At 47.6% G+C, this 26,219-nt stretch carries 18 protein-coding genes and 5 pseudogenes; 19 read left to right on the top strand and 4 right to left on the bottom strand.

The annotated features are described in order from the left end of the window. Positions 1 to 287 precede the first annotated feature (287 nt). The 4 genes from JCM15908_RS14185 to JCM15908_RS09955 all read left to right on the top strand — a co-directional run bounded on the left by JCM15908_RS14185 (position 288) and on the right by JCM15908_RS09955 (position 3,763). The gene (locus JCM15908_RS14185; protein WP_025003212.1) at positions 288 to 1,106 is read left to right on the top strand and encodes a GLPGLI family protein; all 819 of its coding nucleotides are present in this window, start codon (positions 288 to 290) and stop codon (positions 1,104 to 1,106) included. A gap of 85 nt (positions 1,107 to 1,191) precedes the next feature. Then, positions 1,192 to 1,524, top strand: a complete 333-nt coding sequence (locus tag JCM15908_RS09945; protein WP_148295571.1) for a carboxypeptidase regulatory-like domain-containing protein — start codon at positions 1,192 to 1,194, stop codon at positions 1,522 to 1,524. Positions 1,525 to 1,529: 5 nt separating this feature from the next. Continuing rightward, positions 1,530 to 1,673 (top strand): hypothetical protein, encoded by a 144-nt coding sequence (locus JCM15908_RS14850; protein ID WP_234396439.1) that lies wholly within the window; start codon positions 1,530 to 1,532, stop codon positions 1,671 to 1,673. Positions 1,674 to 1,714: 41 nt separating this feature from the next. After that, positions 1,715 to 3,763, top strand: coding sequence for a TonB-dependent receptor (locus JCM15908_RS09955; protein ID WP_025003214.1), 2,049 nt, complete (start codon positions 1,715 to 1,717; stop codon positions 3,761 to 3,763). A gap of 3 nt (positions 3,764 to 3,766) precedes the next feature. On the opposite strand, the gene JCM15908_RS09960 is transcribed toward JCM15908_RS09955, so the two are convergent. Next, positions 3,767 to 4,258 (bottom strand): 3'-5' exonuclease, encoded by a 492-nt coding sequence (locus JCM15908_RS09960; protein ID WP_025003215.1) that lies wholly within the window; start codon positions 4,256 to 4,258, stop codon positions 3,767 to 3,769. 150 nt (positions 4,259 to 4,408) lie between these two features. Further along, positions 4,409 to 5,241: pseudogene (gene coaW / locus JCM15908_RS13640) on the bottom strand (type II pantothenate kinase). Positions 5,242 to 5,571: 330 nt separating this feature from the next. On the opposite strand from coaW, the gene JCM15908_RS09970 reads away from it, so the two are divergent. Both JCM15908_RS09970 and JCM15908_RS09975 read left to right on the top strand, forming a co-directional pair. Further along, complete coding sequence (locus tag JCM15908_RS09970) at positions 5,572 to 5,850, top strand: HU family DNA-binding protein (RefSeq protein WP_025003216.1); 279 nt, start codon at positions 5,572 to 5,574, stop codon at positions 5,848 to 5,850. Between the two features lie 283 nt (positions 5,851 to 6,133). Next, positions 6,134 to 7,705 (top strand): Rne/Rng family ribonuclease, encoded by a 1,572-nt coding sequence (locus tag JCM15908_RS09975; RefSeq protein WP_025003217.1) that lies wholly within the window; start codon positions 6,134 to 6,136, stop codon positions 7,703 to 7,705. Between the two features lie 274 nt (positions 7,706 to 7,979). On the opposite strand, the pseudogene JCM15908_RS13645 reads toward JCM15908_RS09975, so the two are convergent. Further along, positions 7,980 to 10,351, bottom strand: a pseudogene (locus JCM15908_RS13645) (mechanosensitive ion channel family protein). Positions 10,352 to 10,459: 108 nt separating this feature from the next. On the opposite strand from JCM15908_RS13645, the gene JCM15908_RS09985 reads away from it, so the two are divergent. Next, positions 10,460 to 11,371: an ATPase gene (locus tag JCM15908_RS09985; RefSeq protein WP_025003218.1), complete on the top strand. Its 912-nt coding sequence runs from the start codon at positions 10,460 to 10,462 to the stop codon at positions 11,369 to 11,371. A 516-nt stretch (positions 11,372 to 11,887) separates the two neighbouring features. Here JCM15908_RS09985 and JCM15908_RS09990 read toward each other — a convergent pair. Next, positions 11,888 to 12,610, bottom strand: a complete 723-nt coding sequence (locus tag JCM15908_RS09990; RefSeq protein WP_025003219.1) for an SDR family NAD(P)-dependent oxidoreductase — start codon at positions 12,608 to 12,610, stop codon at positions 11,888 to 11,890. Positions 12,611 to 12,908: 298 nt separating this feature from the next. Here JCM15908_RS09990 and JCM15908_RS13650 point away from each other — a divergent pair. From JCM15908_RS13650 to glmM, 12 genes and pseudogenes are all read left to right on the top strand, one after another. Continuing rightward, positions 12,909 to 13,258 (top strand): annotated as a pseudogene (locus tag JCM15908_RS13650) (NADH-quinone oxidoreductase subunit A). Continuing rightward, positions 13,249 to 14,139 (top strand): NADH-quinone oxidoreductase subunit B, encoded by an 891-nt coding sequence (locus JCM15908_RS10000; protein WP_025003220.1) that lies wholly within the window; start codon positions 13,249 to 13,251, stop codon positions 14,137 to 14,139. The pseudogene JCM15908_RS13650 and the gene JCM15908_RS10000 overlap by 10 nt, the downstream one beginning before the upstream one ends. Before the next feature lie 18 nt (positions 14,140 to 14,157). Continuing rightward, positions 14,158 to 15,731 (top strand): annotated as a pseudogene (locus tag JCM15908_RS13655) (NADH-quinone oxidoreductase subunit D-related protein). Positions 15,732 to 15,777: 46 nt separating this feature from the next. Continuing rightward, on the top strand, positions 15,778 to 16,872 hold the full coding sequence (gene nuoH, locus JCM15908_RS10010; RefSeq protein WP_025003221.1) for an NADH-quinone oxidoreductase subunit NuoH: 1,095 nt from the start codon (positions 15,778 to 15,780) through the stop codon (positions 16,870 to 16,872). 43 nt (positions 16,873 to 16,915) lie between these two features. Then, entirely contained in the window at positions 16,916 to 17,449 is a 534-nt protein-coding gene (locus tag JCM15908_RS10015; protein ID WP_025003222.1) for a 4Fe-4S dicluster domain-containing protein, read from the top strand. Between the two features lie 13 nt (positions 17,450 to 17,462). Beyond that, the gene (locus tag JCM15908_RS10020) at positions 17,463 to 18,002 is read left to right on the top strand and encodes an NADH-quinone oxidoreductase subunit J family protein (protein WP_025003223.1); all 540 of its coding nucleotides are present in this window, start codon (positions 17,463 to 17,465) and stop codon (positions 18,000 to 18,002) included. Then, the gene (gene nuoK / locus JCM15908_RS10025; RefSeq protein WP_025003224.1) at positions 17,999 to 18,307 is read left to right on the top strand and encodes an NADH-quinone oxidoreductase subunit NuoK; all 309 of its coding nucleotides are present in this window, start codon (positions 17,999 to 18,001) and stop codon (positions 18,305 to 18,307) included. The genes JCM15908_RS10020 and nuoK overlap by 4 nt, the downstream gene beginning before the upstream one ends. A 12-nt stretch (positions 18,308 to 18,319) precedes the next feature. After that, on the top strand, positions 18,320 to 20,344 hold the full coding sequence (gene nuoL / locus JCM15908_RS10030; protein WP_025003225.1) for an NADH-quinone oxidoreductase subunit L: 2,025 nt from the start codon (positions 18,320 to 18,322) through the stop codon (positions 20,342 to 20,344). A 4-nt stretch (positions 20,345 to 20,348) separates the two neighbouring features. Next, positions 20,349 to 21,860 (top strand): complex I subunit 4 family protein, encoded by a 1,512-nt coding sequence (locus JCM15908_RS10035; RefSeq protein WP_025003226.1) that lies wholly within the window; start codon positions 20,349 to 20,351, stop codon positions 21,858 to 21,860. 12 nt (positions 21,861 to 21,872) lie between these two features. Beyond that, positions 21,873 to 23,312, top strand: coding sequence for an NADH-quinone oxidoreductase subunit N (locus tag JCM15908_RS10040; RefSeq protein ID WP_025003227.1), 1,440 nt, complete (start codon positions 21,873 to 21,875; stop codon positions 23,310 to 23,312). Positions 23,313 to 23,973: 661 nt separating this feature from the next. Next, on the top strand, positions 23,974 to 24,600 hold the full coding sequence (gene bamK / locus JCM15908_RS10050) for a BamK family beta-barrel-assembly machinery protein (RefSeq protein WP_025003228.1): 627 nt from the start codon (positions 23,974 to 23,976) through the stop codon (positions 24,598 to 24,600). 24 nt (positions 24,601 to 24,624) lie between these two features. Continuing rightward, positions 24,625 to 26,018, top strand: a pseudogene (glmM, locus tag JCM15908_RS13660) (phosphoglucosamine mutase). The last annotated feature ends 201 nt before the right edge of the window (positions 26,019 to 26,219 follow it).

Consider the following 26,219-nt stretch of genomic DNA (forward strand, 5'->3'; position numbering starts at 1 on the left):
ATGTGTGGCATCTTCCGTTTTGTCTCCCATCGTTCATTGCTTAAGTGCTGAATCTCTGTCGGGCATCAGGACACACGGGCAGTCATTGTGCCTGTGTTTGCTCCGAACGAATTTATATTTCGCTTTGACTCGTTGGGGAATAGTGAAAGGTTAAAAATACAAAAGAATTTATTTTTTACATTTATTTTTGTTATGTTTGTAACAAATCACTATAGAGGACAATGTAGTGTTGGAAAACATTATGGCTCTTCTTGGTTCTCTAAAAGAAACATTTTGTAATTTAGCTTATGAAGCATATCCTTTCTTTATTCTTGTTTTCCTTATTGGGCATATCTTCTTCGGGCGCGGCTGTTCCTGACAGCATTAACATGCGTATTACTTACGATTATTACTATCATACGCTTTATGGCAGTAATGAGGCCAAGGATTACCATTGTCTGGATATAGTTAATGGCCAGTCAAGGTATTTCAGCCTGAAAAATGAACGGCAAGACCAAATATCGGATAGCCTTAGGGCCATCGGTGTGAGGGATCATGACCTTATTCGAATGGAAAAAAAGCGGCAGGGGGTAGGTGGAGGATGTACTTCGTTTACGGTTTTTAAAAACTTCCCCAAGCCTGACCAGATGGTTTACACTTGGGAAACCATGAAAAACTTCAGGGTAGACGGCCCAATGCCGGAACAGGACTGGGAGCTTTTAAGCGGAGACACGGTGATACTGGGCTATGATTGCCAAAAGGCACGGACAACGTTTCGGGGAGTAGGCTGGACGGCTTGGTACACGATGGACATACCTGTGAGTGACGGGCCGTGGAAATTGCGTGGTCTTCCCGGATTGATTTTGTTTGCACAGGATGACGAGAAGCTCTTCCGCTTTGAGTGTGTGGGGATGGAAAGCGGAAGGGCTGCGCCCGTAGCTCTGTCAGGCAAAGATTATAACCAGTGCACGCTCAAGTATTTGCTGGCCCTGATGAAGTTGCAATCGGAGGATTTTACATCCTTTACCGGCAAGATGCTCAATACAACAGCTATTGGGTACGACAAGTACGGGCGGCGTGAGGACAATTCCAAGAACCGTGCCTGTATGATGGAGAAGGTGCCATAAGGGCGTTATGTGTATAAAAATCATACATGTCAGGTAGAGTTTATGAGGTAGAACGTGGATTAGGATTGCTATATGTTATAATCGGATGAGGCTGGAAAGTTCAAATAAGTGGATATACATTTTCTTCCTGTCATGGGTATTGGGAGTCGTAAACTGTATGGCGCAGACCTTTTCGGGTAGAGTCGTGGACGAAGATGCCGAGCCGCTGCAGGGTGTCTCGGTGATTCTGCTGAACGGGAAGAGGGCGGTGAAATTCTCGCGGACTGATAAGGATGGGTCGTTTCATCTTGCAGCTCCTGCAACTGCAAAGGTGGATTCCATTCGCTTTACGCAGGTGGGCCGGGAGAGGATGGCGATAGGCGTAGCCGACTTCGCGAACGGCAGATTGTCCGTCTCTCGAGGAAGGTCTTTGAACTGAAAGAGGTGAAGGTGAAGCCGCAGAAAATACGGCAGGACGGAGACACGCTCAACTATCTTGTCAGCCAGTTCATGCAGAAGCAAGACCGCAGCATTGCCGACGTGCTGGCCAAGATGCCCGGCATAACGGTGAATCCCTCGGGCAGATAGAGTATAACGGTACGCCTATCAACAAGTTCTACATAGAGGGGATGGACATGGCAGGGGGAAAGTATGCCATGCTGAGCGAGAATCTTGATGCCCGGAAGGTGAAGAAGGTTCAGGTGATGGAGAACCATCAGCCCATCCGCGCCCTGCGCGACATCAAGTTCAGCGAGCAGGCTGCGGTAAATATCGTCTTGCGCGACGACGTGAAGACTACTTGGCAGGGCGTGGCGCATCTTGGTGCCGGCGCTTCTCTGCAAGAGCCGGAAAAGATGCTTTATGACGAAAAGTTGATGGAGATGTTCTTTGCACGCAGGATGCAGAGTGTGTCGATGTATAAGTCTACCAACACGGGTAAGGACATAGAGCACGAAATCAGCGACATCGGCTATGGAAAAAATAACGAAAGGTCGGTTAGCGGACTGGTGTCCCGGCTTTCGATGAACTCTCCCAACCTGTCTGATTCCCGATACACATTCAACAATACGCATATATTGGCTACCAACTGGAGCTTTCTTACGCCAAAGAAAAATACGCTCCGTCTACAGGCGACGGCACTCTTTGACCGCCAGAAATATCAGCAGTACGGGCAGACGGTATATACCAATGTGGACGGCGACTCATTGGTCAGCGAGGAACGGAGCGGAAGGGCGTTCCGGAGACAATACACGGCGGAACTGATGTATCAGGCCAATCACGACAAGACGTTTACGGAAAACACCCTGAAAGGATACATCGACTTCGATTCGGGGGCTGGCCGGTATCTGCTGAACGGACGGGGAATAAGTCAGATGGTTGAGCCGAGGAAGATGTATGTGAGCGATGCCGTGAAGTCTATTGTCAGTCTGTCCCGCGGACGTAGCGTTACGCTTAACGGGGCTGTTGCCTATAACTATCTGCCCGGAAAACTATTACTTTTCAACGGTAACAGGGAGACTGCCGATTTGCACCAGATGGACGCCGAGGCTTCGGTGGCTTTCCGGCACAGGATGGCAGGATTCTATATGTCGTATCTGCTGGGTGGAAGGATGGAGCAACAGCGTTTGTCGGTTTCCAACTATCTTACGGGAGACAGCTTGCGTAAAGACCGCTATGCAGCCTATAATATCTTTATTACTCCAAACTTCAGCTACAAGCATGCGGGATTTTCCGCTGATGTAGCCCTGAAGCTGGACGGCTATTACAGGAAGGATAGGAACAATACCCAATGGAGGGTCAGCGTCGAGCCGAATGTCTCGCTCAGTTACGACTTCAATGCCCGTCTCCAAATGACGGCAAGATACTTCTATGTATGGGCTCCGCAGGATTTAGCTTCTACCACTGGTCTGCCTGTCTTTTCGGACTATAGGAGGTTCTTTCGGGGACAGGAGGGATTGGAGGCTACCCGCAGCCATAGTCTGATGTCGACGCTGAAGTACAGGGACGTCGTGAATGGATGGTTTGCCAACGCATCCATTATGTATTATACGACATTGGATACGAGAATGATGGAGAGCAGGCTGAAGGATGGCGTTTACTATTCCTCATTTACAGACTGGCTTACCCATTCCCATCTCCTTACGGTGAGAGGTGAATTTTCCAAGTCGTTTGATTGGGCATCAAGTTTGCTGTCGTTAAGGGCGTCGCGGACGCAGAACGAATACTACATGCTGCTCGGCTCTGCTTGTCGTCCGTTCCGAACCGTAAGTTCGTCCCTATTGTTGAGCCTCTCTATGCGTCCAGTTTCATGGCTGAGCATAGACACATACGGTCGGTTGATAAATAGCCGTATGGAAAGTAGGAAAGGAAACGCTCCGTCGGCAGACCCTGTCCGCTTTTTCAATGAACGCCTGTCTTTGTTCTTTTTCTTGGGAGATTGGCAGCTGAACTGCGTAGGCGAGTTCTACCACGGCAACGACAAGTCGGTATCATTTACTCATTTTTCCGATGTTTCAGTCTCGTATAGGCATCGTGCTTTTGAGTTTGTGCTGTCGTTGAACAATTTGTTTGGTATGCAGGAATACAGGCGCAGAGCCATAGGCTCTACTTCTTTCAGTTACACGGAGACGATTCTTCGCCCGAGAGAAATATTGGCAAAGGTGATTTTCAATATGTAGTCTTTACAATATTTCCCTTGCTATCCACACACAGGCCTCCGCGTCGGCCAAGGCATGATGGTGTCTTTTCAGATGATAGCCACACTCAGCGGCAACGGTATGGAGCTGATGATTGGAAAGATGGGGAAAGGCACGACGGGCGGCAGCGAGGGTATCGAAGAAAATATAGCCGGGATAGTCCATTTGATAAGTACGGAAAGCAGCACGAAGACATCCTTCGTCGAAGCGGCTGTTATGGGCGACAAGGGGCAGGCCTTCGATGAGCGGTTCTATCTGTGCCCACACTTCGCTGAACACAGGAGCTTCGTCGGTGTCCATACGGGTCAGCCCGTGCACATTGGTACATTTCGATAAGTAGTAATTCGGCTCGGGCTGAATAAGCGAGTAGAAAGAATCAACAATCTCTCCGTTCCTGACAATCACTACTCCTACCGAGCAAACGCTGCTGCGCTCGAAGTTGGCAGTCTCGAAATCTATTGCCGCAAAGTCTTTCATTTATTCCTTATTTGTAGTTTTTTGTGTGTTTGTTGTCTTGCAGGATATGCCATGTTAGCTGTATAGATGTAGGAGTCTTTGCTTTTCTATAGGCTTTCCGGGGGGTGAGCTCCTGCGTTTTCAGTTTGTTTGCGTCCCGGACTTTTACAATTATTTCCCTTTGGGGTGGTCAATGCCTTGCAGTGCGGCACCAATGGCCGTGCAGAATTCTGAATATTTCGGGATGATAAAACGCACGTCGTATAGTTTCTCCATCATAGGGAAAAGGTACTCGCATTGTGGAAGCAAGGTTAAGTTCCCGATTAGGACAAAGTCCTTGATGTCTGTATTCAGGGCACTGAGAATGGTAGCGGAGCCAATGGATTGCAGGACGAGGCATATCAGGCCAAGGGCGATGTCTTCCCGGCTGGCGTTGCCTTGTGCGTTGGCAAAGAGCGAGGCCGTGGCATTCATGGGAAGTCCCGGAAGCGGTCGGGCGGAAATGTCGCCAATGAGCAGATTGATATGAGAGATGTCTCCTTGCGTGGCAAGGGAGGATATCTGCTTGATGTCATCTGTGTTCAGTAGCAGGCGCGAAAGTCCGTTGAGCGTTCCTCCTCCCACGCCTATTCCTCCAATGTGTCGGATGTCGTCTCCCTTGCATTGTACGAGCGATGTGCCCGTCCCCATTGAGACGACAATCATCTGCTGGAGCTTCGATTCAAAACGGGCACCGAGGCCGTCTGCAAGAAACTCTTCGGCTTTCTCTGTAGGTAAACCATAGACCGGCTTGTCGATATATGCCGAGCCAACACCTGTCAACATGACCTTGTCTATGTCTGTCAGTTCGATTTTGTTGTCGTACAAATATTTTCCGAATGCTCCGTATAGAGAAGTAACAGGTCGGTAGCCTTGATGCGGAGCGGCTTTACCACCTTTCCGTCCTGTATGCCGACTATCTTCGTTGTGGAGATTCCTACGTCTATTCCGATTGCTATTTTCATATACCTTAATATTATAGTTGTAAAAGAGGAATGAAGTACAGGGAGTGGCTGAATTGATATGCCCCACCATTTCGGCAGTGAAGTCAGGGCAGCGTTATTATGTGTGTATATTTGCTTTGCAGCTGTCTGTTTCCCTGTGTGTCATAGTGTATAGCTCCTCTATATGATGGCGCAAAGATACAAAAAAAAGGAGAGGGCAAAGCCTGAAAGAAGAGTTTTTGCAAAAAATCCGAAAAACATTTTTCTATTTATCTGAAAATGAGTATCTTTGCACTCCGTTATGATGAAATAGGAAAGAAAAGTAAAACATTAAAGTATAAAAAGAACGAAATGACAAAAGCAGATATCATCAATGAGATAGCAGACTCGACAGGAATTGCCAAAAAAGACGTTTCTGCCGTTGTAGAGTCCTTTATGGATGCTATTAAGGATAGTTTGTTAGCCAAGAAAGAAAACGTATACCTGCGCGGCTTTGGCAGTTTCATCGTAAAGCACCGTGCCGAGAAGACTGCACGTAATATCTCAAAGAACACCACCATAACTATTCCGGCTCACGACTTCCCAAGTTTCAAGCCGGCAAAGACCTTCATTGAAGACATGAAGAAATAATTAAATAATAGATACAATAACAATTTAAAATTAAAAAGCTATGCCAAACGGAAGAAAGAAGAAGGGACACAAGATGGCTACGCATAAGCGTAAGAAGAGATTAAGAAAGAACAGACATAAGAGCAAGTAAGCCCTACGGGCCGAAAGCTTATAGAAGTCTTTCATAACTTGACGGGGCATGTCATCGCAATTAAGCTTCTTTCCCTGGAAGTGCGGCGACACGTCTCGCCTTTTAGTATTATAAGGTAGACATTGGAAAGATGCCTACAAGAATAGAAGGAAAATGACAAGCGAAGTAATAATTGATGCCCAACCGAAAGAAATATCTATTGCGCTGCTTGAGGATAAGCGACTAGTAGAATATCAGCGCGAGCCGAGAGAGGCTAATTTTTCGGTAGGAAACATCTACGTGGCTAAGGTTAAGAAACTGATGCCGGGGCTGAACGCCTGCTTTGTAGATGTAGGTTATGAGCGAGACGCTTTTCTTCATTACCTTGACTTAGGAAGTAAGTTCAACTCCTTCGCAAAGTATCTCAAACAAGTACAGAGCGACCGGAAACGACTTTACCCCATTCAAAAAGCCAGCCATTTGCCTGACCTCCAAAAGGACGGAAGCATACAGACTACGCTCCAAGTTGGTCAGGAAGTGATGGTGCAGATTGTAAAAGAACCCATCTCTACCAAGGGACCGCGGTTGACTGGAGAAATCTCTTTTGCCGGACGCTATTTGGTACTCATTCCTTTCGGGGAGAAAGTCAACGTCTCCACAAAAATCAAAAGCGGTGAAGAGCGCGCTCGCCTGAAGCAGCTTATACAGAGCATACGTCCGAAGAACTTTGGTGTCATCGTGCGTACAGTGGCGGAAGGAAAGCGTGTGGCTGAACTTGATGCCGAAATGAAGGTGCTTGTTAATCGTTGGAATGAGGCCATCACGAAGGTACAGAAAACGCAGGAGCGTCCGCAGCTCGTGTTTGAAGAGACAGGACGTGCTGTAGCTATGATTCGCGACCTCTTCAATCCCACCTACGAGAATATCTACATCAATGACGAGGAAATATGTACGGCCATTAAGCACTATGTCTCACTCATAGCCCCTGAAAAGGCAGGCATAGTTAAACAATACACCGGCAAGTTGCCTATTTTCGATAATTTTGATGTTACGAAGCAGATAAAGTCAAGTTTCGGCAAAACCATTAATTATGGACACGGCTGTTATCTCATCATTGAGCATACGGAGGCCATGCACGTCGTTGATGTGAATAGTGGAAACCGGACAAAGGAGAAGGCACAGGAGCAGAACGCGCTTGATACCAATCTCGGAGCTGCCGACGAACTGGCACGCCAGTTGCGTCTTCGCGATATGGGAGGTATCATCGTAGTAGACTTTATTGACATGAATCTGGCAGAGGACCGGCAGATGCTCTATGAAAGGATGTGTAAGGCGATGCAGAAAGACCGTGCGCGCCATAATATCCTTCCGTTGAGTAAGTTTGGCCTTATGCAGATTACGCGTCAGCGGGTTCGTCCGGCAATGGACGTGGATGTGGACGAAGACTGCCCCACATGCTTCGGTACGGGAAAGATACGGTCAAGTATCCTCTTTACCGACCAACTTGAGCGCAAGATTGACAGACTCATCAACAAGATTGGTATCAGAAAATTCTATCTCCACGTACATCCATACGTGGCAGCCTATATCAATCAGGGAGTTATCTCGCTTAGGCGCAAGTGGCAGATGAAGTATGGTTTTGGCGTGCACATCATCCCGTCTCAAAAGCTCTCATTCCTCCAGTACGAGTTCTATGATGCCAAGCATCAGTTTCTTGACATGAAGGAAGCAAACGATAAATCCTAAGTCCGTTCCTCTTTTTCCCCATTGGGAAAGAGAGAAGGAATAGAGAAAAGACAAGGAAAAAGGTCTGTCAATCTTGGATTGGCAGACCTTTTTCCTTGTTTCTGTATTGTTCGGTCTGTATTGCCCCGTTCTTGCATGTAAGGGAAAGATGCGTCTCAGAAGACGGATAACCCTCTTGAGCTATTGTAAAACGCATGCCACCAAGTTCCAGTTGGTTTACTCCAACCTTGCTATGCAAAACTGAATATCGCTCAACAAATATAAGATTATCTCGCTATGCTTCGGTAGGAAGGCTGTTCTGCTTGATGGTGATTTCACGCTGTGGGAATGGAATTTCTATTCCGTTCTCGCTGAGTGTGTCATAAATACATTCCATGATTCTGCCATCGTCCCCGTATTGCGTCAGTACATTGACCCATACAAGTATTTTCAGCGTGATGCAGCTATCGTCAAAGCTCTTGAGTACTACCTTGACGGGCTTTTCCTCAAAAGTGATGCCAAGGTTGGTGATGGCTGTAATCAGCAGTTGTTTCACCTGACTGATATTAGTACCATAAGCAACCCCCACTTCGAGAACATCCAGTTCGTAGCCATGGTTTTTCGTCATGTTCTTGTAGTTCTTGGTGAGCAGCTGTGAGTTCTGAAAGGCAATGACCGACCCGTCGGTCGCCTCAATGAGGGTAGAAGTATAGCTGATGGAACTGACCTTTCCCCGGATGCCGTCGCAGATGATATAGTCGCCTATCTTGATACGTCCTGCCATGAGAGAGATGCCGTAGTATATGTTTTCCAGAATATCCTTCATGGCGAAACCGATACCTGTCGAAAGACCTCCTGAAACCACTACAAGCCACGTGTTGTTTACTTTGAATATACTGAGAGCCGTCAGCAGCCACGCTCCCCATACGATTACCTGTAATACATTGATAATCATTACGCTGCGCGATACGGCCGTAGTGGGGTCTTTACTACTCAGGTAGAGCTTGATGAAGCCCTTTGCCGTGTGGTTGATATAGTTGAATACCATCCACAGGATGATGACTTCAGCTATCGTGAAGATACTTAGCTTGAAGTTTGTTGTGTTGATAATGTCTGTGTGTATGACTTTCCAAGTGAGTTCGCCAAAGTTGAAGACATCGGCAGCCCAATAGACTGCAAGGATGAACGACAGTACCATGGCTGCCGGTAAGGCTACATAATAGAGGAAACGGAAGAACCATGCCTTTGAGACCGGGACTTGGGCGAGATGATGCTTGTCGCGGTATTTGTCCAAATAGTTATGGGCGCAGGCTATGGTCAGGATGCAGGCCAGCTGCATCATCCACCAGATAACCAGCTGAACGGCCAGCAACACATACCCTACCCATGCCCCGATAAGGCAATGGCAAAGACTACCTGCGAACAATAGGCCAGATAAAGGTCGAACTTCGGTACCTGCGTGCGGTGCTTGTAGATGACCCATGTCTGCCAAAGGGTATTTACAAGCAGGAGCAACGGGAAGACGAGATATACAATCAGCCCGGGAACGAGGATAATGCGGAAGGTGATAACCAAAAATCCTACGAGGATGATAGGGTAGTAGAGTCGGTAGGTATTGCCGATTTCCTCACCCTTGACGCGCAGCAGCAGCGATGTGAATATGACAGCCAGCAGCCATACAAACTCTAATAGCAGATTACTCGCGAGTTCTACAAAGTTGGAGGGAGAGAAAAAGCGTATGACCATCATGATGAGTCCAAAGGTGATGACCGATGCAACCATGGTGATACAGGTGCGCTTGGAGCGGAACCACTTGCTATGATCGGCAAACCGCTCTGTCTTCATTACCCGTCCGACGACAAAACGGATACTGAGATAATTCAAGAGGATGGAAATAAGTCCATAGACAAGCATCATGCCGAACAGGCCGATAAGCCACGTAACATCCCATTGCGAATTGACGACCTTCAGGGGCAGGTATTTCTCTTTGAGCGTGCTGCCCAACTGAAGAAACTTGACAGGGAATGTGCGCAGAAACTGTAGGTAGTTGTCGCTCCTGTTAAAGAAGATACTCGACTGGAACTCGTTGTACCGCTTTTGGGCAAAGGCATCGAGGCCCTGTAGCTGTGTCTGGTTATACTGGTAGTATCTGACGTATTCCTGATAAGAGTCAATGTTCTCCTGCAACATCCTCCTTATACTGACAGCCAAGGTCAGGCAGACATTGCGGTCAACCTTGGTCTTCTCCGACATTCCGTAGGTGTACATGGTACTGAGCACGTTGATAAGAGAGTCGTAACGGGCTATCTCCTCGTTGCTCTCCATTATCATTTGCTGAAACGGGCGCGTCTTGGCCTGAAAATCGTTCCACAGGGCGGTTGCCTCGTGGCAGGCATAAGTGAGATCGAAGATGTTGTCGGTAGACTGCGAATAGAGCATCAGCGAGATTTGGGCGGAGTTCTCGCCGATTTCCTTTAACTGCCCCATGACCTGTTTGTTGATAATCTTGGAGCGTGTGAGCTGTTCGGTCTGTTCGTAGTGACGGGTAATCAGCTCGTGCCGCAGTACCTGAAGAGAGTTCTTGAGCGAGTCTTCCTGCAGCACGGCATGGGCAGGCAGAAACACGAAGACCCCAAGAAGAAGGATAAAGTATATTCGCTTGTTCATTTCCTGATAGGTTCACTGTGATAGTTGTGCAAAGATACGGAAAGTTTGGTGTTCTGTGTTTACTATTATGAAATTTTTTGCTAATTTTGTGGCAAAAAGAAGTAAACCATGATTCTGATAGCAGATAGCGGAAGCACCAAGACCGACTGGGCCTTGGTCTATCCCATTATTGACAAAGGACAGAAGACGTATCGGCGTATGGTCGTGAAGACGCAGGGCATCAATCCTTTTCATCAGTCGCCCGAGGAAATCAGACATATTTTAGGACAGGAACTGCGTCCTCTTTTAGAGACGGTAGAAAGGACGGAGCTTCATGGTGTGCTGTCTGCCGGCATCATTCCATCCGTAGAGACGATAGCCTTTTATGGGGCGGGCTGTACGGCTGCCGTAGTGCCTGCCATGAAAGATTGTCTGAGCTTTCTTTTCCCCCTTGCACACATCGAGGTGGCAGGCGACCTGCTCGGTGCTGCCCGTTCGCTCTGTGGTAACGAGTCTGGAATAGCCTGTATTCTGGGGACAGGGTCTAACAGCTGTTGGTATGACGGTAGCCGGATTGTGGACAATGTTCCACCGTTGGGATATATTTTGGGCGACGAAGGCAGCGGAGCGGTGCTTGGAAAGCTGTTTTTTAACGGAATGTTCAAAGGCAGATTGCCCGGACAGATTAAGGAAATGTATCTGCGGGAAACTGGACTTACATACACTGATATTATCTCAAAAGTCTATCGTGAGCCATTGGCCAATCGCTTTTTGGCAAGTACCGCAAAGTTCATTATGAGAAATATAGGAGTCTCTGAGCTTCATCAGATTGTAATAGATAACTTCAATGCTTTCTTTAATAATAATATATGTCGCTACGGCGAGCATGCAGGCCGGCATGTTTCTGCTGTAGGAAGCATCGCTTATTTTTTTCGCGAACAGCTCGAACAGAGTGCTGCCCTTAATGGCTATGTGTTGGACGAAGTCCACCGCTCGCCACTTGACGGACTGATAAAGTTCCATTTGGAGCGGCAGTGGTGAGGACGCTCTGCCGGATGTAGTATAGGCGTCGGATGAGAGTGCCGTTTTCAGATGGTCAAAGTGCCCGTTTCGCAGTGCCGCAGTGCCACTTTCGTTTTACGCATCCAATACAGCTGATTATCAGATGTTTATATCCTCCTTTGCGCATCTGTGCCCATAGAGGCGGTTCCGGGCGATGCGGTAGCATGGACGAAGCATGTCTCCGACGGGGATTTGTTACTGATGCCAATTAATGTGTAGGGACAGACCGCGTGTCTGTCCGCTCCTTGTGCTTCGGACAGGCACAGGGCCTGCCCCTGCAGGTTGCTTATGCTTCGCATCCCGTTTCCTTTTCTCTTCCCATATTCCGGCAACTGCACTGCCATTCCGCTGTTTCCATGAATCGAGAGTGCCGTTTTCGCGGTACGAAACGGGTACTTTCGCCAAATGGCTGTTTAAGGGTGAAAAGCATGTCCTGCATGCGTATCAACTCTCTTGGGGATGATAGTCAGTCAGCCGTTATTTCTCCATTCTCCATCAGCTTATTTTCATCTTCCTCCATATACATTTGGGAATCATTTTCCAAGCACGGGTCAGCAGCCGCCACCGCCAGTCTATTGTGGCGGCAGGCTTTCTTTTCTTGATGGCGGTGAGCGTCAGTCGGGCTGCATCGGCAACTTTCATCATCATGGGGTAGTGGGCGTGCCCCAACAGGTCGGTATCTACAAATCCCGGACGTATGTCCGTAATTTGGATATTCAGCCGTCTTTGGTTGGCCTGTTGCTGTAGTGCTTCCAAATAGGTCTGCTGCATTGCCTTGGTGGCAGAGTAGGCTGGTGCAGGGCCTAAGCCCATTGTTCCGGCAATGGACGATATGCAGGCTATCTGTCCGCCGCCATTCCGTGCCATGTAGCGGTATGCTTCGCCTGTCATCCGGGCAAATCCTGTAGCGTTGGTCTGTACGGTGGCAAGTTCTTTCTCCTCTTCCAGTTCCCTGTTCTGCCATCCTATTCCTGCGGAATATATGAAGAGGTTCATTCCCCCTACCGAATTAATCAGGTAGTTGAGACTTTCGGCAGCACTGCTGTCGGTAACGTCTATTTCCCTGATGGACACCCTGTCGGGAGCTAACTGCTGTGTCTCCATGAGCTTTTCTCTCCGCCGGGCAGCTATGCCCAGCTGCCACCCGTCGTCAATGAGAAGTCTGGCTATCTCTCTTCCTATGCCGGAAGAGGCTCCTATGATAATACATTTCTTCATGTTGTGCGAGTTATTTTTGTTAAAGATACGCCTTAAATGCGAGTTGGGAGGAGAAAAGACACTTAAAAGTAGTTAATTCTGCAATCAAAACTTCCATTCTCGGTTTCTAAATGTCTTTTTATGCCCTTTCTGAATATTGGCTCCAATGGTTGACATTGTAAAGTGGAGTTGGCAAAACGTGTGTATTTTTCATTGTTTTTCTTGCAAGGTTAACAAATTATTTTGTAACTTTGCAAACGTTTAAAAACATTTTCGTGTAGACCATAATCGCACAATCAAATTATAGCTATATAAGTTTATGTATTTCACACTTTTTATCACCGTTTTGGTAACGGCTGCCTTCTTGGTAGTGGCTGCATACGCCATAGCCAAGCTGATAGGTCCGCGGTCGTACAATCCGGTAAAGGGAGAACCCTATGAGTGTGGTATTCCGACGCATGGCACTTCGTGGTTGCCAATGCATGTCGGCTACTACCTCTTTGCTATCCTTTTCCTGATGTTCGACGTGGAGACTGTCTTTCTGTATCCATGGGCTGTCGTTGTCAAGTCGTTCGGTCCTCTGGCTCTTGCACGATAGGATTCTTTATGTTGGTATTGGTATTTGGCCTTGCATACGCTTGGCGGAAAGGAGCACTTGAATGGAAATAAGAAAGCCGAAAATCAAATCTGTTCCTTACGGGGAATGGAAGGACAACGATACACTGGAAAAGATGGCAAACGACCTGAACGATGGTGGAACCAACCTCGTCTTGGGCAATTTGGACCAGCTGATAAACTGGGGACGCAGCAATTCGTTATGGTCCCTGACTTTTGCTACATCTTGTTGCGGTATCGAATTTATGTCTGTCGGTTGTGCGCGTTACGACTTCTCCCGTTTCGGATTTGAAGTAACACGTAACTCTCCGCGTCAGGCCGACCTTATAATGTGTGCCGGTACGATTACCAACAAGATGGCTCCGGCCCTGAAGCGTCTCTACGACGAAATGGCAGAACCGAAGTATGTCATAGCCGTGGGAGGATGTGCCATCTCGGGAGGACCGTTTAAGGACAGCTACCACGTGATGCGCGGTATTGACGAGATAATCCCTGTAGACGTCTATATTCCGGGTTGTCCTCCGCGTCCGGAAGCCATCATATACGGTATGATGCAGCTTCAGAGGAAGGTGAAGATTGAGAAATTCTTTGGCGGTGTTAATCACAAACAGACAGCTGACGAGCGAGAATTGGGCAAGAGTAATGCCGAACTGATTTTCGATGAGAAGCTGGGAATACGACCCGGGGATATCAAGGAGAAGCGCGAGGCAGCTTGGGCTGCTGCCAAGAAACCGGCTCCGAAGCCGGTTCGGCCTGCTGCCAAGCCCGCAACTCCAAAAACCGCAGACGCACAGCCTGCTGTAGCTGCTCAGAAGAAAGACACCATTGTTGTAGATAAGCCTGTAACGAAGGAAGATGTGGAGAACCTTGGTAAGGAAATTGACCAGTTGGATACGGTCAGGAAACCTTCTGATGAATCTACTACTAACAAATAATATATAAGGTACGAGAATATGAAGTTAGAAAACAAAGAATTTGGCTTTGATGGTTTTGCCCGGGAAATGGCGAAACTGAAGAATGAAAGGCATTTCGACTACCTTGTTACAATTGTAGGTGAGGACTTCGGCAAGGAAGAAGGCTGGGATGTATCTACATTCTCGAAAACACCGCTACTCACGAGCGTTGCTCTGTGAAGCAGATAGCCAAGCAGGTAGGCGATGATTATGTCATTCCGACGGTATGCAAGCTCTGGGCTGACGCCGACTTGTTGGAACGTGAGGTTTACGACTTCTACGGTGTGAAGTTCCTTGGGCATCCCGATATGCGCCGCCTTTACCTGCGAAACGACCATAAGGGCTATCCTTTGCGCAAGGATTACGATATGGATCCGGCAAAGAACATGTATTCTACGGACGACGACGTTGAGTTGGATACTACTACAGAGTGGAATCTTGATAAGAATGGAAACCTCGTTGCGACAAAGCATGCGCTGTTTACGAGCGACGATTTCGTTGTGAATATCGGCCCTCAGCACCCTTCTACTCATGGTGTGCTTCGTTTGCAGACAGTACTTGACGGTGAGACTATCAAGAGAATCTATCCGCATCTCGGTTATATTCACCGTGGTATAGAGAAGCTGTCCGAAGGATTTACCTATCCTCAGACGCTTGCGCTGACCGACCGAATGAACTATCTCTCCGCCATGATGCACCGCCACGCATTGGTAGGTGTCATTGAGGAGGGCATGGGGATAGAGTTGACCGACCGTATCCGCTACATCCGTACTATTATGGATGAGTTACAGCGTATAGACAACCACTTGCTCTACACCTCTTGTTGTGCTCAGGACTTGGGTGCTCTCACCGCTTTCCTTTATGGCATGCGCGACCGTGAGCATGTGCTGAACGTGATGGAGGAGACGACAGGAGGCCGCTTGATTCAGAATTATTACCGAATCGGTGGCTGTCAGGCAGATATTGACCCGAACTTTGTTTCCAACGTGAAGAAGCTCTGTAAGTATCTCCGCCCGATGGTTCAAGAGTATCTGGATGTCTTTGGCGACAATGTGATTACTCACCAGCGTTTCGAGGGTATCGGCCCGATGGGTAAGGACGACTGCATCAACTATGCAGTAACAGGTCCTGCCGGCCGTGCGAGCGGTTGGAGAAACGATGTCCGCAAGTACCATCCGTATGCCATGTACGATAAGGTGGACTTTGAGGAGGTTGTCCTGACTCACGGCGATTCTATGGACCGCTACTATTGCCACATTCAGGAAATCTATCAGAGTCTCAATATCATTGAGCAGCTGATAGACAATATTCCCGAAGGCGATTTCTATATCAAGCAGAAGCCAATCATTAAGGTGCCGGAAGGTCAGTGGTATTTCTCTGTTGAGGGTGCGAGCGGTGAGTTTGGTGCTTATCTTGATTCCCGTGGGGATAAGAGTGCCTACCGGTTGAAGTTCCGCCCAATGGGACTTACCCTTGTAGGTGCAATGGACAAGATGCTCCGAGGACAGAAGATTGCCGACCTCGTTACGACAGGTGCAGCTCTTGACTTTGTTATCCCCGACATCGACCGTTAATGCGAGATGTTATTAAAGAGTAACTAATAAAGAATAAAATCATACAATGTTCGATTTTAGTATAGTAACAAAATGGTTTGATGAGCTGCTTCGGGTAACTTGTGGACTCGGCAACTTTTCTGCCATCCTGATAGAATGTGTGCTTGTCGGTCTGATAATCCTTATCGCGTACGCAGTCTTGGCTATCATCCTTATCTTTATGGAACGTAAGGTCTGTGCGTATTTCCAGTGCCGTATCGGCCCGGTTCGTGTAGGATGGTGGGGAACGTTGCAGGTGCTCGCTGATGTGCTGAAGATGCTGATTAAGGAAATCTTCATTGTCGACAAGGCGGATAAGCTGCTTTATTACTTGGCACCTTTCCTCGTGATAGCTGCTTCTGTAGGTACTTTCTCGTTCCTTCCATGGAACAACGGTGCGCATATCCTTGACTTTAACGTAGGTATATTCCTCGTTACTGCTGTTAGTTCCATTGGAGTCCTAGGTGTGTTTATTGCCGGATGGGCAAGTAACAACAAGTATTCTGTCCTCTCTGCCATGCGTGGTGCAGTACAGATGATTTCCTATGAACTTTCTCTGGGACTTTGCTTGATTTCTGCTGTTATCTTGACTGGTACGATGCAGATTTCGGGTATCGTTGAGGCGCAGACTGGTCCGTGGCAGTGGCTGATTTTCCAAGGTCATATTCCGGCTCTGCTTGCTTTTCTTGTGTTCTGCGTGGCAGGTAATGCAGAGGCCAATCGTGGTCCGTTCGACTTGGCTGAAGCCGAGAGTGAGCTGACTGCCGGCTATCATACAGAGTACAGCGGTATGGGTTTTGGCTTCTACTACTTGGCAGAATACCTCAACCTTTTCGTTATCTCTGGTTTGGCTACAACAGTCTTCTTGGGTGGTTGGGCACCTGTTAATATAGGTGTTGAGGCTTTTGATGCCGTGATGGACTTGATTCCGGGTCTTTTCTGGTTCTTGGCTAAGACTTTCTTTGTGGTCTTCCTGCTGATGTGGATTAGGTGGACGTTCCCCCGTCTCCGTGTAGACCAGATTCTGAAGTTGGAGTGGAAGTATCTGATGCCGTTGAGCCTTGTCATCCTCGTCCTTATGACGGTATGCGTGGCTTTCGGTTGGACTTTCACCATTGCTTAGGCTTTATCATTTAAATTAGATATTAAGATTTTCACATTATTAAATGGAAAACAAACAATCATATTTCGGTGAGGTCAAGAGTGCGTTCAAGACACTGGCTCTCGGTATGAAGGTAACGATGAAGGAGTATTTTACTCCAAAGTCTACCGAGCAGTATCCTGAAAACCGCAAGACAACACTGCACGTTGCCAAACGTCATCGTGGACGTTTGGTTTTCAAGCGTGATGAAAATGAAAATTACAAGTGCACGGCTTGTACGATGTGTGAGAAAGCGTGTCCGAACGGTACTATCAAGATTCTTTCGGAGATGGTAACCAATGAGGAAACGGGTAGAAAGAAGAAACAGTTGCTTGATTATGAATATGATTTGGGCGATTGTATGTTCTGCGAACTCTGTGTCAATGCTTGTAACTTCGACGCTATAGAGTTTACTAACGATTTCGAGAACGCTGTCTTCGACCGTTCCAAGTTGGTGCTTCACCTTGATAAAGAGATCTACAAGGGTGGTTCGTTGCCTAACCTTATTGAAGGCGGGGCTGATTGGGAGGTTGGAACGTTCAACACTAAAAAGAAATAGGAGATAAGGATTTATGGCAAGATTAGTTATGTTTGCAATTCTCGCTGTGGTAATATTGGCTTCTGCCGTATTCTGCGTGTCGACGAAGCGCATCATGCGTGCGGCAACAGGATTGTTGTTCGTGCTCTTTGGCGTTGCAGGTCTTTATTTCCTGCTTGATTATACTTTCCTTGGTGCGGCTCAGATTAGCATTTATGCAGGCGGCATTACGATGATGTACATCTTTGCAATACAATTGGTAAGCAAGCGTACATTGCAGGGACTCTCTGAACGTTGGTTGGGAAAGCGTACTTTCCTTGCTGCTTTCATTGCTCTGGTAGGAGTTGCCACGGTGATTTTGGTTTTGTTGAAAAACCAGTTTATCAATATACTCACCGGCAATGAAAATGCTTTAGCCAATGAGATTACGATGGATATAGTGGGCAAGACCCTGATGAGTGCAGATAAATATGGCTATGTTCTCCCATTTGAGTTCATTTCCGTATTCCTCTTGGCTTGCATTATCGGTGGTTTGGTTATTTTGAACAAAAATAAGAAGGAGGAAAGTAAATGATACCTGTAGAATATTTCTTTATCCTTAGCGGATTGTTATTCTTTATCGGAGTCTTCGGCTTTGTTACCCGGCGTAACCTCGTTGCTATGCTTATCTCCGTAGAGTTAGTTCTCAATAGCGTCGACATCAACTTTGCAGCGTTCAACCGTTTGCTCTTCCCCGGAGGATATGAAGGTATGTTCTTTACCCTCTTCTCTATTGGAGTAAGTGCTGCCGAGTCGGCTGTAGCCCTCGCTATCATTATAAATGTTTACCGCCATTTCCATAGCGACCAAGTGAACAGTATTGAAAATATGAAATTATAAAAAGAAACAGATATGTTTGATTACGCATTTTTGATACTTCTTCTCCCGTTCCTGAGTGCAATTGTGCTTGGATTGTTCGGAATGAAGATGCCTCGTAAGGTTGCGGGTCTCATTGGAACCTGTATGTTGGGTACGTTATTTGTGCTGAGTCTCTATACGGCCTACCACTATTTCTTCTATACAGGTGAGTATTCGGCAATGGGACAAACTTTCCGTGTCGTTGACGGTCGTCTGTCAAGCGGCGTTTATCCTACGGTAACGGTTTTCAATCTAACTTGGTTGAAGTTTACGGAACTGTTGACTTTCAATATCGGCCTCCGCCTGTCGCCTATCAGTGTGATGATGCTGATAGTCATTACTACGGTGAGCTTTATGGTTCATATCTATTCATTCGGCTACATGGCTGAACGCGATGAGAACTATAAGTTTGAGGAGTATGAGCACGGATTCCAACGTTTTTACGCTTATCTTTCCCTCTTCACAATGTCCATGCTTGGACTTGTGGTAGCTACGAATGTCTTCCAGATGTATTTGTTCTGGGAGTTGGTGGGTGTCTGTTCCTATCTGCTGATTGGTTTCTACTATCCGAAGCATACTGCGGTACACGCCAGTAAGAAGGCATTTATCGTTACACGATTTGCCGACTTGTTCTTCTTGATAGGTATTCTCTTCTTCAGCTTCTATGTAGGAACGTTCAATTACGACCTTAATGTAAATCCGGGATTGTCTGATAAGTTGGCTTCGATAGCTGCTAACCCAGAGATTGCATGGGCAATTCCTACTGCTCTCTTCCTGATGTTCATTGGTGGTGCTGGTAAGTCTGCCATGTTCCCACTCCATATTTGGTTGCCGGATGCCATGGAAGGCCCCACGCCTGTGTCAGCTCTGATTCATGCTGCTACGATGGTGGTTGCCGGTGTGTTCCAAGTAGCCTCGCTATTCCCAATCTACATCAAGTTTGGGGCAATCGAACAGCTTCATTGGATTGCCTATATAGCAGCGTTTACGGCTTTCTATGCTGCAGCAGTAGCTTGCGCACAGCGCGATATCAAGCGAGGCCTGGCATTCTCAACCATTTCTCAGATTGCCTATATGCTCGTTGCTCTCGGTGTTTGCTATGCCATTAACGATGAGGAAGGCGGCTTAGGTTATATGGCTTCTATGTTCCACCTTTTCACACACGCTATGTTCAAGGCCCTCCTGTTCCTCTGCTCAGGTGCCATTATTGTCATTATCGGCAGTAATTTCAAGGAGTATATGGGTGGTCTGCACAAGTATATGCCTATCACGAACGCCTGCTTCCTCATTGGTTGTATAGCCATCAGTGGTGTATGGCCTTTCGCAGGTTTCTTCTCTAAGGACGAAATAGTATCGGCCTGCTTCCAGTTCTCACCGATGCTCGGTTGGTTCATGACGCTTGTGTCTGGTATGACAGCATTCTATATGTTCCGTCTCTACTACGTGATATTCTGGGGCAACTCCTATTATGAGCAGGACCCGGAGAACCGTCGTCGTCCGCAGGAAGTTCCGTTCGTTATGTGGGGGCCTTTGGTATTCCTTGCCATTATTTCTATATTTGCCGGTTGGATACCTTTCGGACACTTTGTTTCCGCAACCGGACAGAGTGCAGAGATTCATCTGCAGCATTTCCACTTCTCCAGCGTAGCATGGTTCAGTCTTTTGGCAGCAGCCATTGGTATTAGTCTGGCAACTTGGATGTATATGCCCAAGCACAATCCAGTACCTGACATGTTGGCGAAGAAGATGCCTGTGTTGCACAAGGCGGCTCTCAACAGATTCTATATAGATGACGTATGGCAGTTCTTTACCCATAAGGTGGTGTTCCGTTGCTTCTCTATGCCTATAGCATGGTTCGACCGTCGTGTTATTGACGGCACTTTCAACTTCCTTGCTTGGGGTACTCAGGAGGCAGGAGAAAGTATCCGTCCATGGCAGAGCGGTGATGTGCGCCAGTATGCCGTATGGTTCATTACCGGTACTGTAGCTTTAACATTAGTATTACTTTGCTTGATATAAAGAAATGAGTTGGATATTAACTGTATTTGTAATTATCCCCGTCCTGATGCTTGGTGGTCTTTGGGTTGCCAAGAATGATAATCAGGTACGCGGTGTGATGGTAGCCGGCTCTACGGCATTGTTGATAGGTGCTATTTGGCTGACTATTTATTTCGTTCAGCAGCGCAGCGCAGGCAATACCGATGCCATGCTGCTGGCAAACTCCGTGATGTGGTTCAAGCCGATGCACATTGCCTTCTCGGTGGGTGTAGACGGTATCTCCGTTGTGATGATTCTGCTTTCGGCCATCATTGTCTTCACGGGAACTTTCGCCAGCTGGCAGCTTGAACCGATGAAGAAGGAGTATTTCCTTTGGTTCGTTCTTCTGGCTTCGGGTGTATTCGGATTCTTTATCTCTACGGATATGTTCACGATGTTCATGTTCTACGAGGTTGCCCTTATCCCGATGTATCTCCTGATTGGTGTGTGGGGAACAGGCCCGAAGGAGTATTCTGCCATGAAACTGACCTTGATGCTGATGGGTGGCTCTGCTCTCCTGATTCTCGGTATTCTCGGTATCTACTATTTCAGCGGTGCTACTACAATGGACGTTATAGAGCTTGCACGTATGCATGCAATGTCTAAGACGGCACAGAACATCTTCTTCCCGTTCGTGTTCATTGGATTTGGTGTTTTGGGTGCACTCTTCCCATTCCACACATGGTCTCCTGACGGTCATGCTTCAGCTCCGACGGCTGTGTCCATGCTCCACGCAGGTGTGCTGATGAAGCTCGGCGGCTACGGCTGTCTTCGTATTGCGATGTTCCTGATGCCCGACGCTCTGACTATGTGGGCACCTGTCTTTCTCGTGCTGACAACCATTTCCGTTGTCTATGGTGCGCTTTCGGCCTGTGTGCAGACCGACCTTAAGTATATTAACGCCTATTCCTCGGTATCCCATTGTGGTATGGTGCTGTTCGCATTGGTAATGACCACCCAGACTGCTATTACGGGTGCTATTCTTCAGATGCTTTCCCATGGTCTGATGACCGCCCTCTTCTTTGCATGTATCGGTATGATTTACCACCGTGCAGGAACTCGCGACGTGCGCTACCTTGGCGGTTTGATGAAAGTGGTTCCTTTCCTCGCCGTCTCTTATGTCGTAGCCGGTCTTGCCAATCTCGGCCTGCCGGGTTTCTCCGGCTTCGTTGCTGAAATGACCATCTTCGTAGGTTCGTTTGAAAACGCAGGCATGTTCCATCGCGTAGCGACCATCATCGCCTGTACATCCATCGTAGTAACGGCAGTGTATATTCTTCGTGTGGTTGGAAAAATTCTCTTCCAGACTATTCCTAACAAGAAGTTCTATGAGCTGCACGATGCTACATGGGATGAGCGTTTCTCCATAGGAGCACTGATATTCTGTGTGGCAGGTCTGGGTTTGTGTCCGCTCTTCTTTGAGAATATGATTATTGATGCGGTTCATCCAATCTTCAACCATATTATGGACTATGTACCAACATTGGGTAATCTTTAATAAACTGGCGAAATGAATTATAGTGATTTCTTTAAGATGATTCCGGAGGCAAGTCTTGTTGCCATCCTGATAGTTTTGTTCGTTGCCGACTTTGCAACGGCAAAGACTGAAGAGCGCAAGTGGTTCAATCCGCTGGCTTCGGTTCTCCTGCTTCTGAACACCTTTGTGTGTCTTCTTCCGATGGAAGCACAGACAGCTTTCGGTGGAATGTATGTAACCTCCGCCTCCGTCGACGTGATGAAGGCCATCCTCTCCATGGGTACTTTCATAGTTGTTCTCCAGAGCCGTGCATGGGTGGAGAAGAGCGGTAAGGAAGGCGAGTTCTACATGCTTATCGTATCTACCCTGTTGGGTATGTTTGCGATGATGAGTGCAGGCAACTTCCTGATGTTCTTCCTCGGTCTTGAGATGGCTTCTGTTCCGTTGGCATGTGCGGTTGCTTTCGATACCTATCGCAAGAACTCTGCCGAGGCTGCCGCCAAGTTTATTATTACTGCGACGTTCTCAAGTGGTGTGATGCTTTATGGTATCAGCTTTCTCTATGGTGCGTTCGGTACGCTTTACTTTGAAGATATTGCTACGAAGATGCAGGCTACGCCGCTGACCATTATGGGGTTGGTGTTCTTCTTCAGTGGTCTCGGTTTCAAGATTTCCCTTGTTCCGTTCCACTTCTGGACTGCCGATACCTATCAGGGTGCACCGACAACCATTACCGGCTACTTGAGCGTTATCTCGAAGGGAGCAGCTGCCTTTACGCTGCTGAGTATTCTCTTCCATGTCTTTGGAGGGATGATGCAGTACTGGCATGTGCTGATGATGATAGTAGTTGTACTTTCCATCACCATAGCCAACTTCTTTGCAGTGCGTCAGGGTGAGCTGAAGCGGTTCATGGCTTTCAGTTCCATCTCTCAGGCAGGCTATATCATGCTGGCTGCCATCGGTAACGACTGGGCAACCTCTGTAGCTTCTCTCAGCTACTACGTGCTCATCTATGTCGTAGCCAATATGGCTGTTTTCACGATTATTGCCGTCGTAGAGCAAAACAATGGCGGAAAGACGAACATCGACGACTATAACGGCTTCTATCAGACCAATCCCCGGTTGAGCTTCCTGATGACTTTGGCCATGTTCTCTCTTGGTGGTATTCCACCTTTTGCAGGTATGTTCTCAAAGTTCTTCGTGTTTATGTCGGGTCTGAACGGTGCAGACATCAGTACGACGATGGGAGCATGGTCCTACGCTGTAGTCTTCATTGCCCTGCTCAATACCGTTATCTCGCTCTACTATTATCTGAAGATAGTCAAGGCCATGTATATAAAGCATGCCGACCATCCTCTGCCAACATTTCAGAGCGATTGCAACTCCAAGTTCGCTCTTGCTGTCTGCACGGCAGGCATCATGGTCTTCGGTGTTTTCAGTTTGGTTTACGAATGGATAGCAGCAGCTGTATAGTACAGGTCAGGTAGATTCCTGAACAAAAATAAGCAAGTGCCCAAAGGGATATAATTCCCTTTGGGCACTTCTTCGTTTGCTTTGTCGTGTATTGCCGTTTATCTTTATATTTATTCTCTTTATTGTTTTTGGCCCGTTATTATTCTGTGCTGAAGAGTCAAATCATAATGCTCTGTATGTCAGCTGTTTGTTCTCGTTCTTCCGGGATAGCTGTTTTCGGTTTGCGAAAGCGGCACTTCGGCATGGCGAAAGCGGCTTCTTCGTTTGCCGGAAAAGCCGTGTCCGCATGATGATAGCGGGTAACAGGGAAAATGAACCTGAATTTCTTTTATACTTCTGCCTTTTGCTTCAGTCCCTGCCATATAGTTATTTATTCGTAAAGGTATGTATCTTGTTACTCTTCCGCCACATCTTGAAAAGACCGTACCCATGAAGTTTAAGTTCTATGGTACGGATAAATAGCTGCGCCTTCCTCCAAACATGCTTTCCTGCGCCATGCGGAATGGTGTTTGGCGACATTGAAGAAGAAGGCTGTACCCACTTCCTCAAGCATGCTGCTTCATATTGACAAACTGCTTATTAATATATTTTCTAATTTCAATTCTCCTGATTCTTAAATACTTTTCTTACCTTTGCAAAGAAGATAATTTTAGCAAAGATAATGAAGAAAATATTTTATTTGTTGTCCCTCTTTCTGGGAGTTTTCTTGTTTGCAGCCTGCAGTGATAGTGATACTTATGCAGACCAGTTGGAACGCGAGACCAATGCCATTAACGCCTATATTACCAAGCAGGGGATTAAGGTTATCAGCGAAGAGCAGTTTGCCCGGCAGAACTCCATGACGAATGTTGCAAAGAACGAATATGTTTTGTTTTCCAATACAGGCGTATATATGCAAATTGTCAGCAAGGGCGTGGGCGAGGACATAAAGAAAGGTGAAACCACCACTGTTCTTTGCCGGTTCTCGGAACGGAATCTGATGACCGACTCCTTGCAGTTGACCAACAATGTCCTGTATTATGGCGGAATGGTAGACAAGATGTCCGTAACTAATACCAGCGGTACTTTCAGTGCTTCGTTCGATTCACGATCCAGTCTGATGTATAAAGCCTATCAGACCACGGCCGTTCCCAATGGATGGCTGGCTGCAATGCCTTATCTGAAGATAGGCAGGCTTGAGCCCTTGGCACACGTGAAGCTGATAGTGCCCTCGTCTCAGGGACAGAAGGCTGCGGTGAACGGTGTCTATCCATGTCTTTACGATTTGACCTTCCAGCGCGGGCTTTAATATAGAACAGTAAAAAAACATTATATGACACTTATAAAATCCATTTCCGGCATCCGTGGAACCATCGGAGGCCGTGTCGGGGAAACGCTGAGTCCGTTGGATATCGTGAAGTTTACCTCTGCCTATGCAACTTTCATAGCAAACAAGAATCCCGGAAAGAAGCTGAAGATTGTAGTCGGGCGCGATGCGCGCATCTCCGGCGATATGGTCAGGAACATTGTATGCGGTGCGTTGATGGGAATAGGTGCAGACGTCGTGAACATCGGTCTGGCAACGACGCCTACTACTGAAATTGCCGTGCGCCTTTTAGGAGCTGACGGCGGAATCATCATCACGGCTTCGCATAATCCCCGGAACTGGAACGCCCTGAAACTCCTGAACGAACACGGTGAGTTTCTTACGAAGGAAGACGGAAACGAGGTTCTTGATATAGCAGAACGTGAGGCGTTTGAATTTGCCGACGTTGACGGAATGGGCAGCTATGCGGAGGACGGCAGCCTTGACGACCGCCATATTGACGAAGTGCTGTCGCTGAAGCTGATAGATATTGAGGCAATAAGGCAGCGGCATTTCCGCGTCGTTGTAGATTCCATCAATTCCGTAGGCGGCATCATTCTGCCCAAGCTGTTGGATAAGCTCGGGGTAGAGTATAAATTCCTGAACGGGAAAGCCGATGGCGATTTCTCTCACAATCCCGAGCCTATAGAAAAGAACTTGGGCGGCATTATGTCCGAGGTGGCTGAAGGAAACTACGACTTGGGAATAGTCGTAGACCCGGACGTTGACCGTCTGGCATTCATACAGGAAGACGGACAGATGTACGGCGAGGAATATACCCTCGTAACCGTTGCCGACTACATATTGGAGCACGTTCAGGGAAGCACGGTCAGCAATCTTTCTTCTACCGTGCCTTGCGCGATGTTACCGAACGTCATGGAGGAACTTACTATGCCTCTGCCGTAGGCGAGGTGAATGTTACGACAAAGATGAAGGAGGTCGGGGCCGTCATTGGCGGAGAAGGAAACGGCGGCGTTATCTATCCGGAAAGCCATTACGGACGCGACGCACTTGTGGGGATAGGCCTGTTCCTGAGTTCTTTGGCCCGGAAGGGAATGAAAGCCAGCGAACTCCGCAAGACGTTCCCCCAATATAGCATGGCAAAGAACCGCATAGACCTGACACCAGATACCGATGTCGATGCTATCCTGATGAAGGTGAAGGAGCAGTATGAGCATGTTGACAATGTTCAGGTAAACGATATTGACGGGGTGAAAATCGACTTCCCCGACGCATGGGTTCATTTGCGCAAGTCCAATACGGAGCCTATCATCCGTGTCTACAGTGAAGCCGCGACTGCCGAAATGGCCGATAAATTGGGAAGGCAGATGATGCAGGTCGTGTACGGTTTGCAGCGGTAGGGCCGGTTGTCTGAGCGTATCGGAAACTATAGCCGGAAAGTCCCTGAGGGGCTTTCCGGCTATATGTTTTTACTTTGTCTGATGCTGTTCCGGCAGAGGAGTCATGGAGGAAGGTTTTTAGGCGGACAGGCCTGCTTTTTTGCCTTTTTCCGGGACGATTCGGGCCGTTTTTCGGAGGCCTCGAATTTGTATACGGTTAGC

It is taken from the genome of Prevotella dentasini JCM 15908 (assembly GCF_000614065.1).
In the GTDB taxonomy this organism is placed as follows: Bacteria; Bacteroidota; Bacteroidia; order Bacteroidales; family Bacteroidaceae; genus Prevotella; species Prevotella dentasini.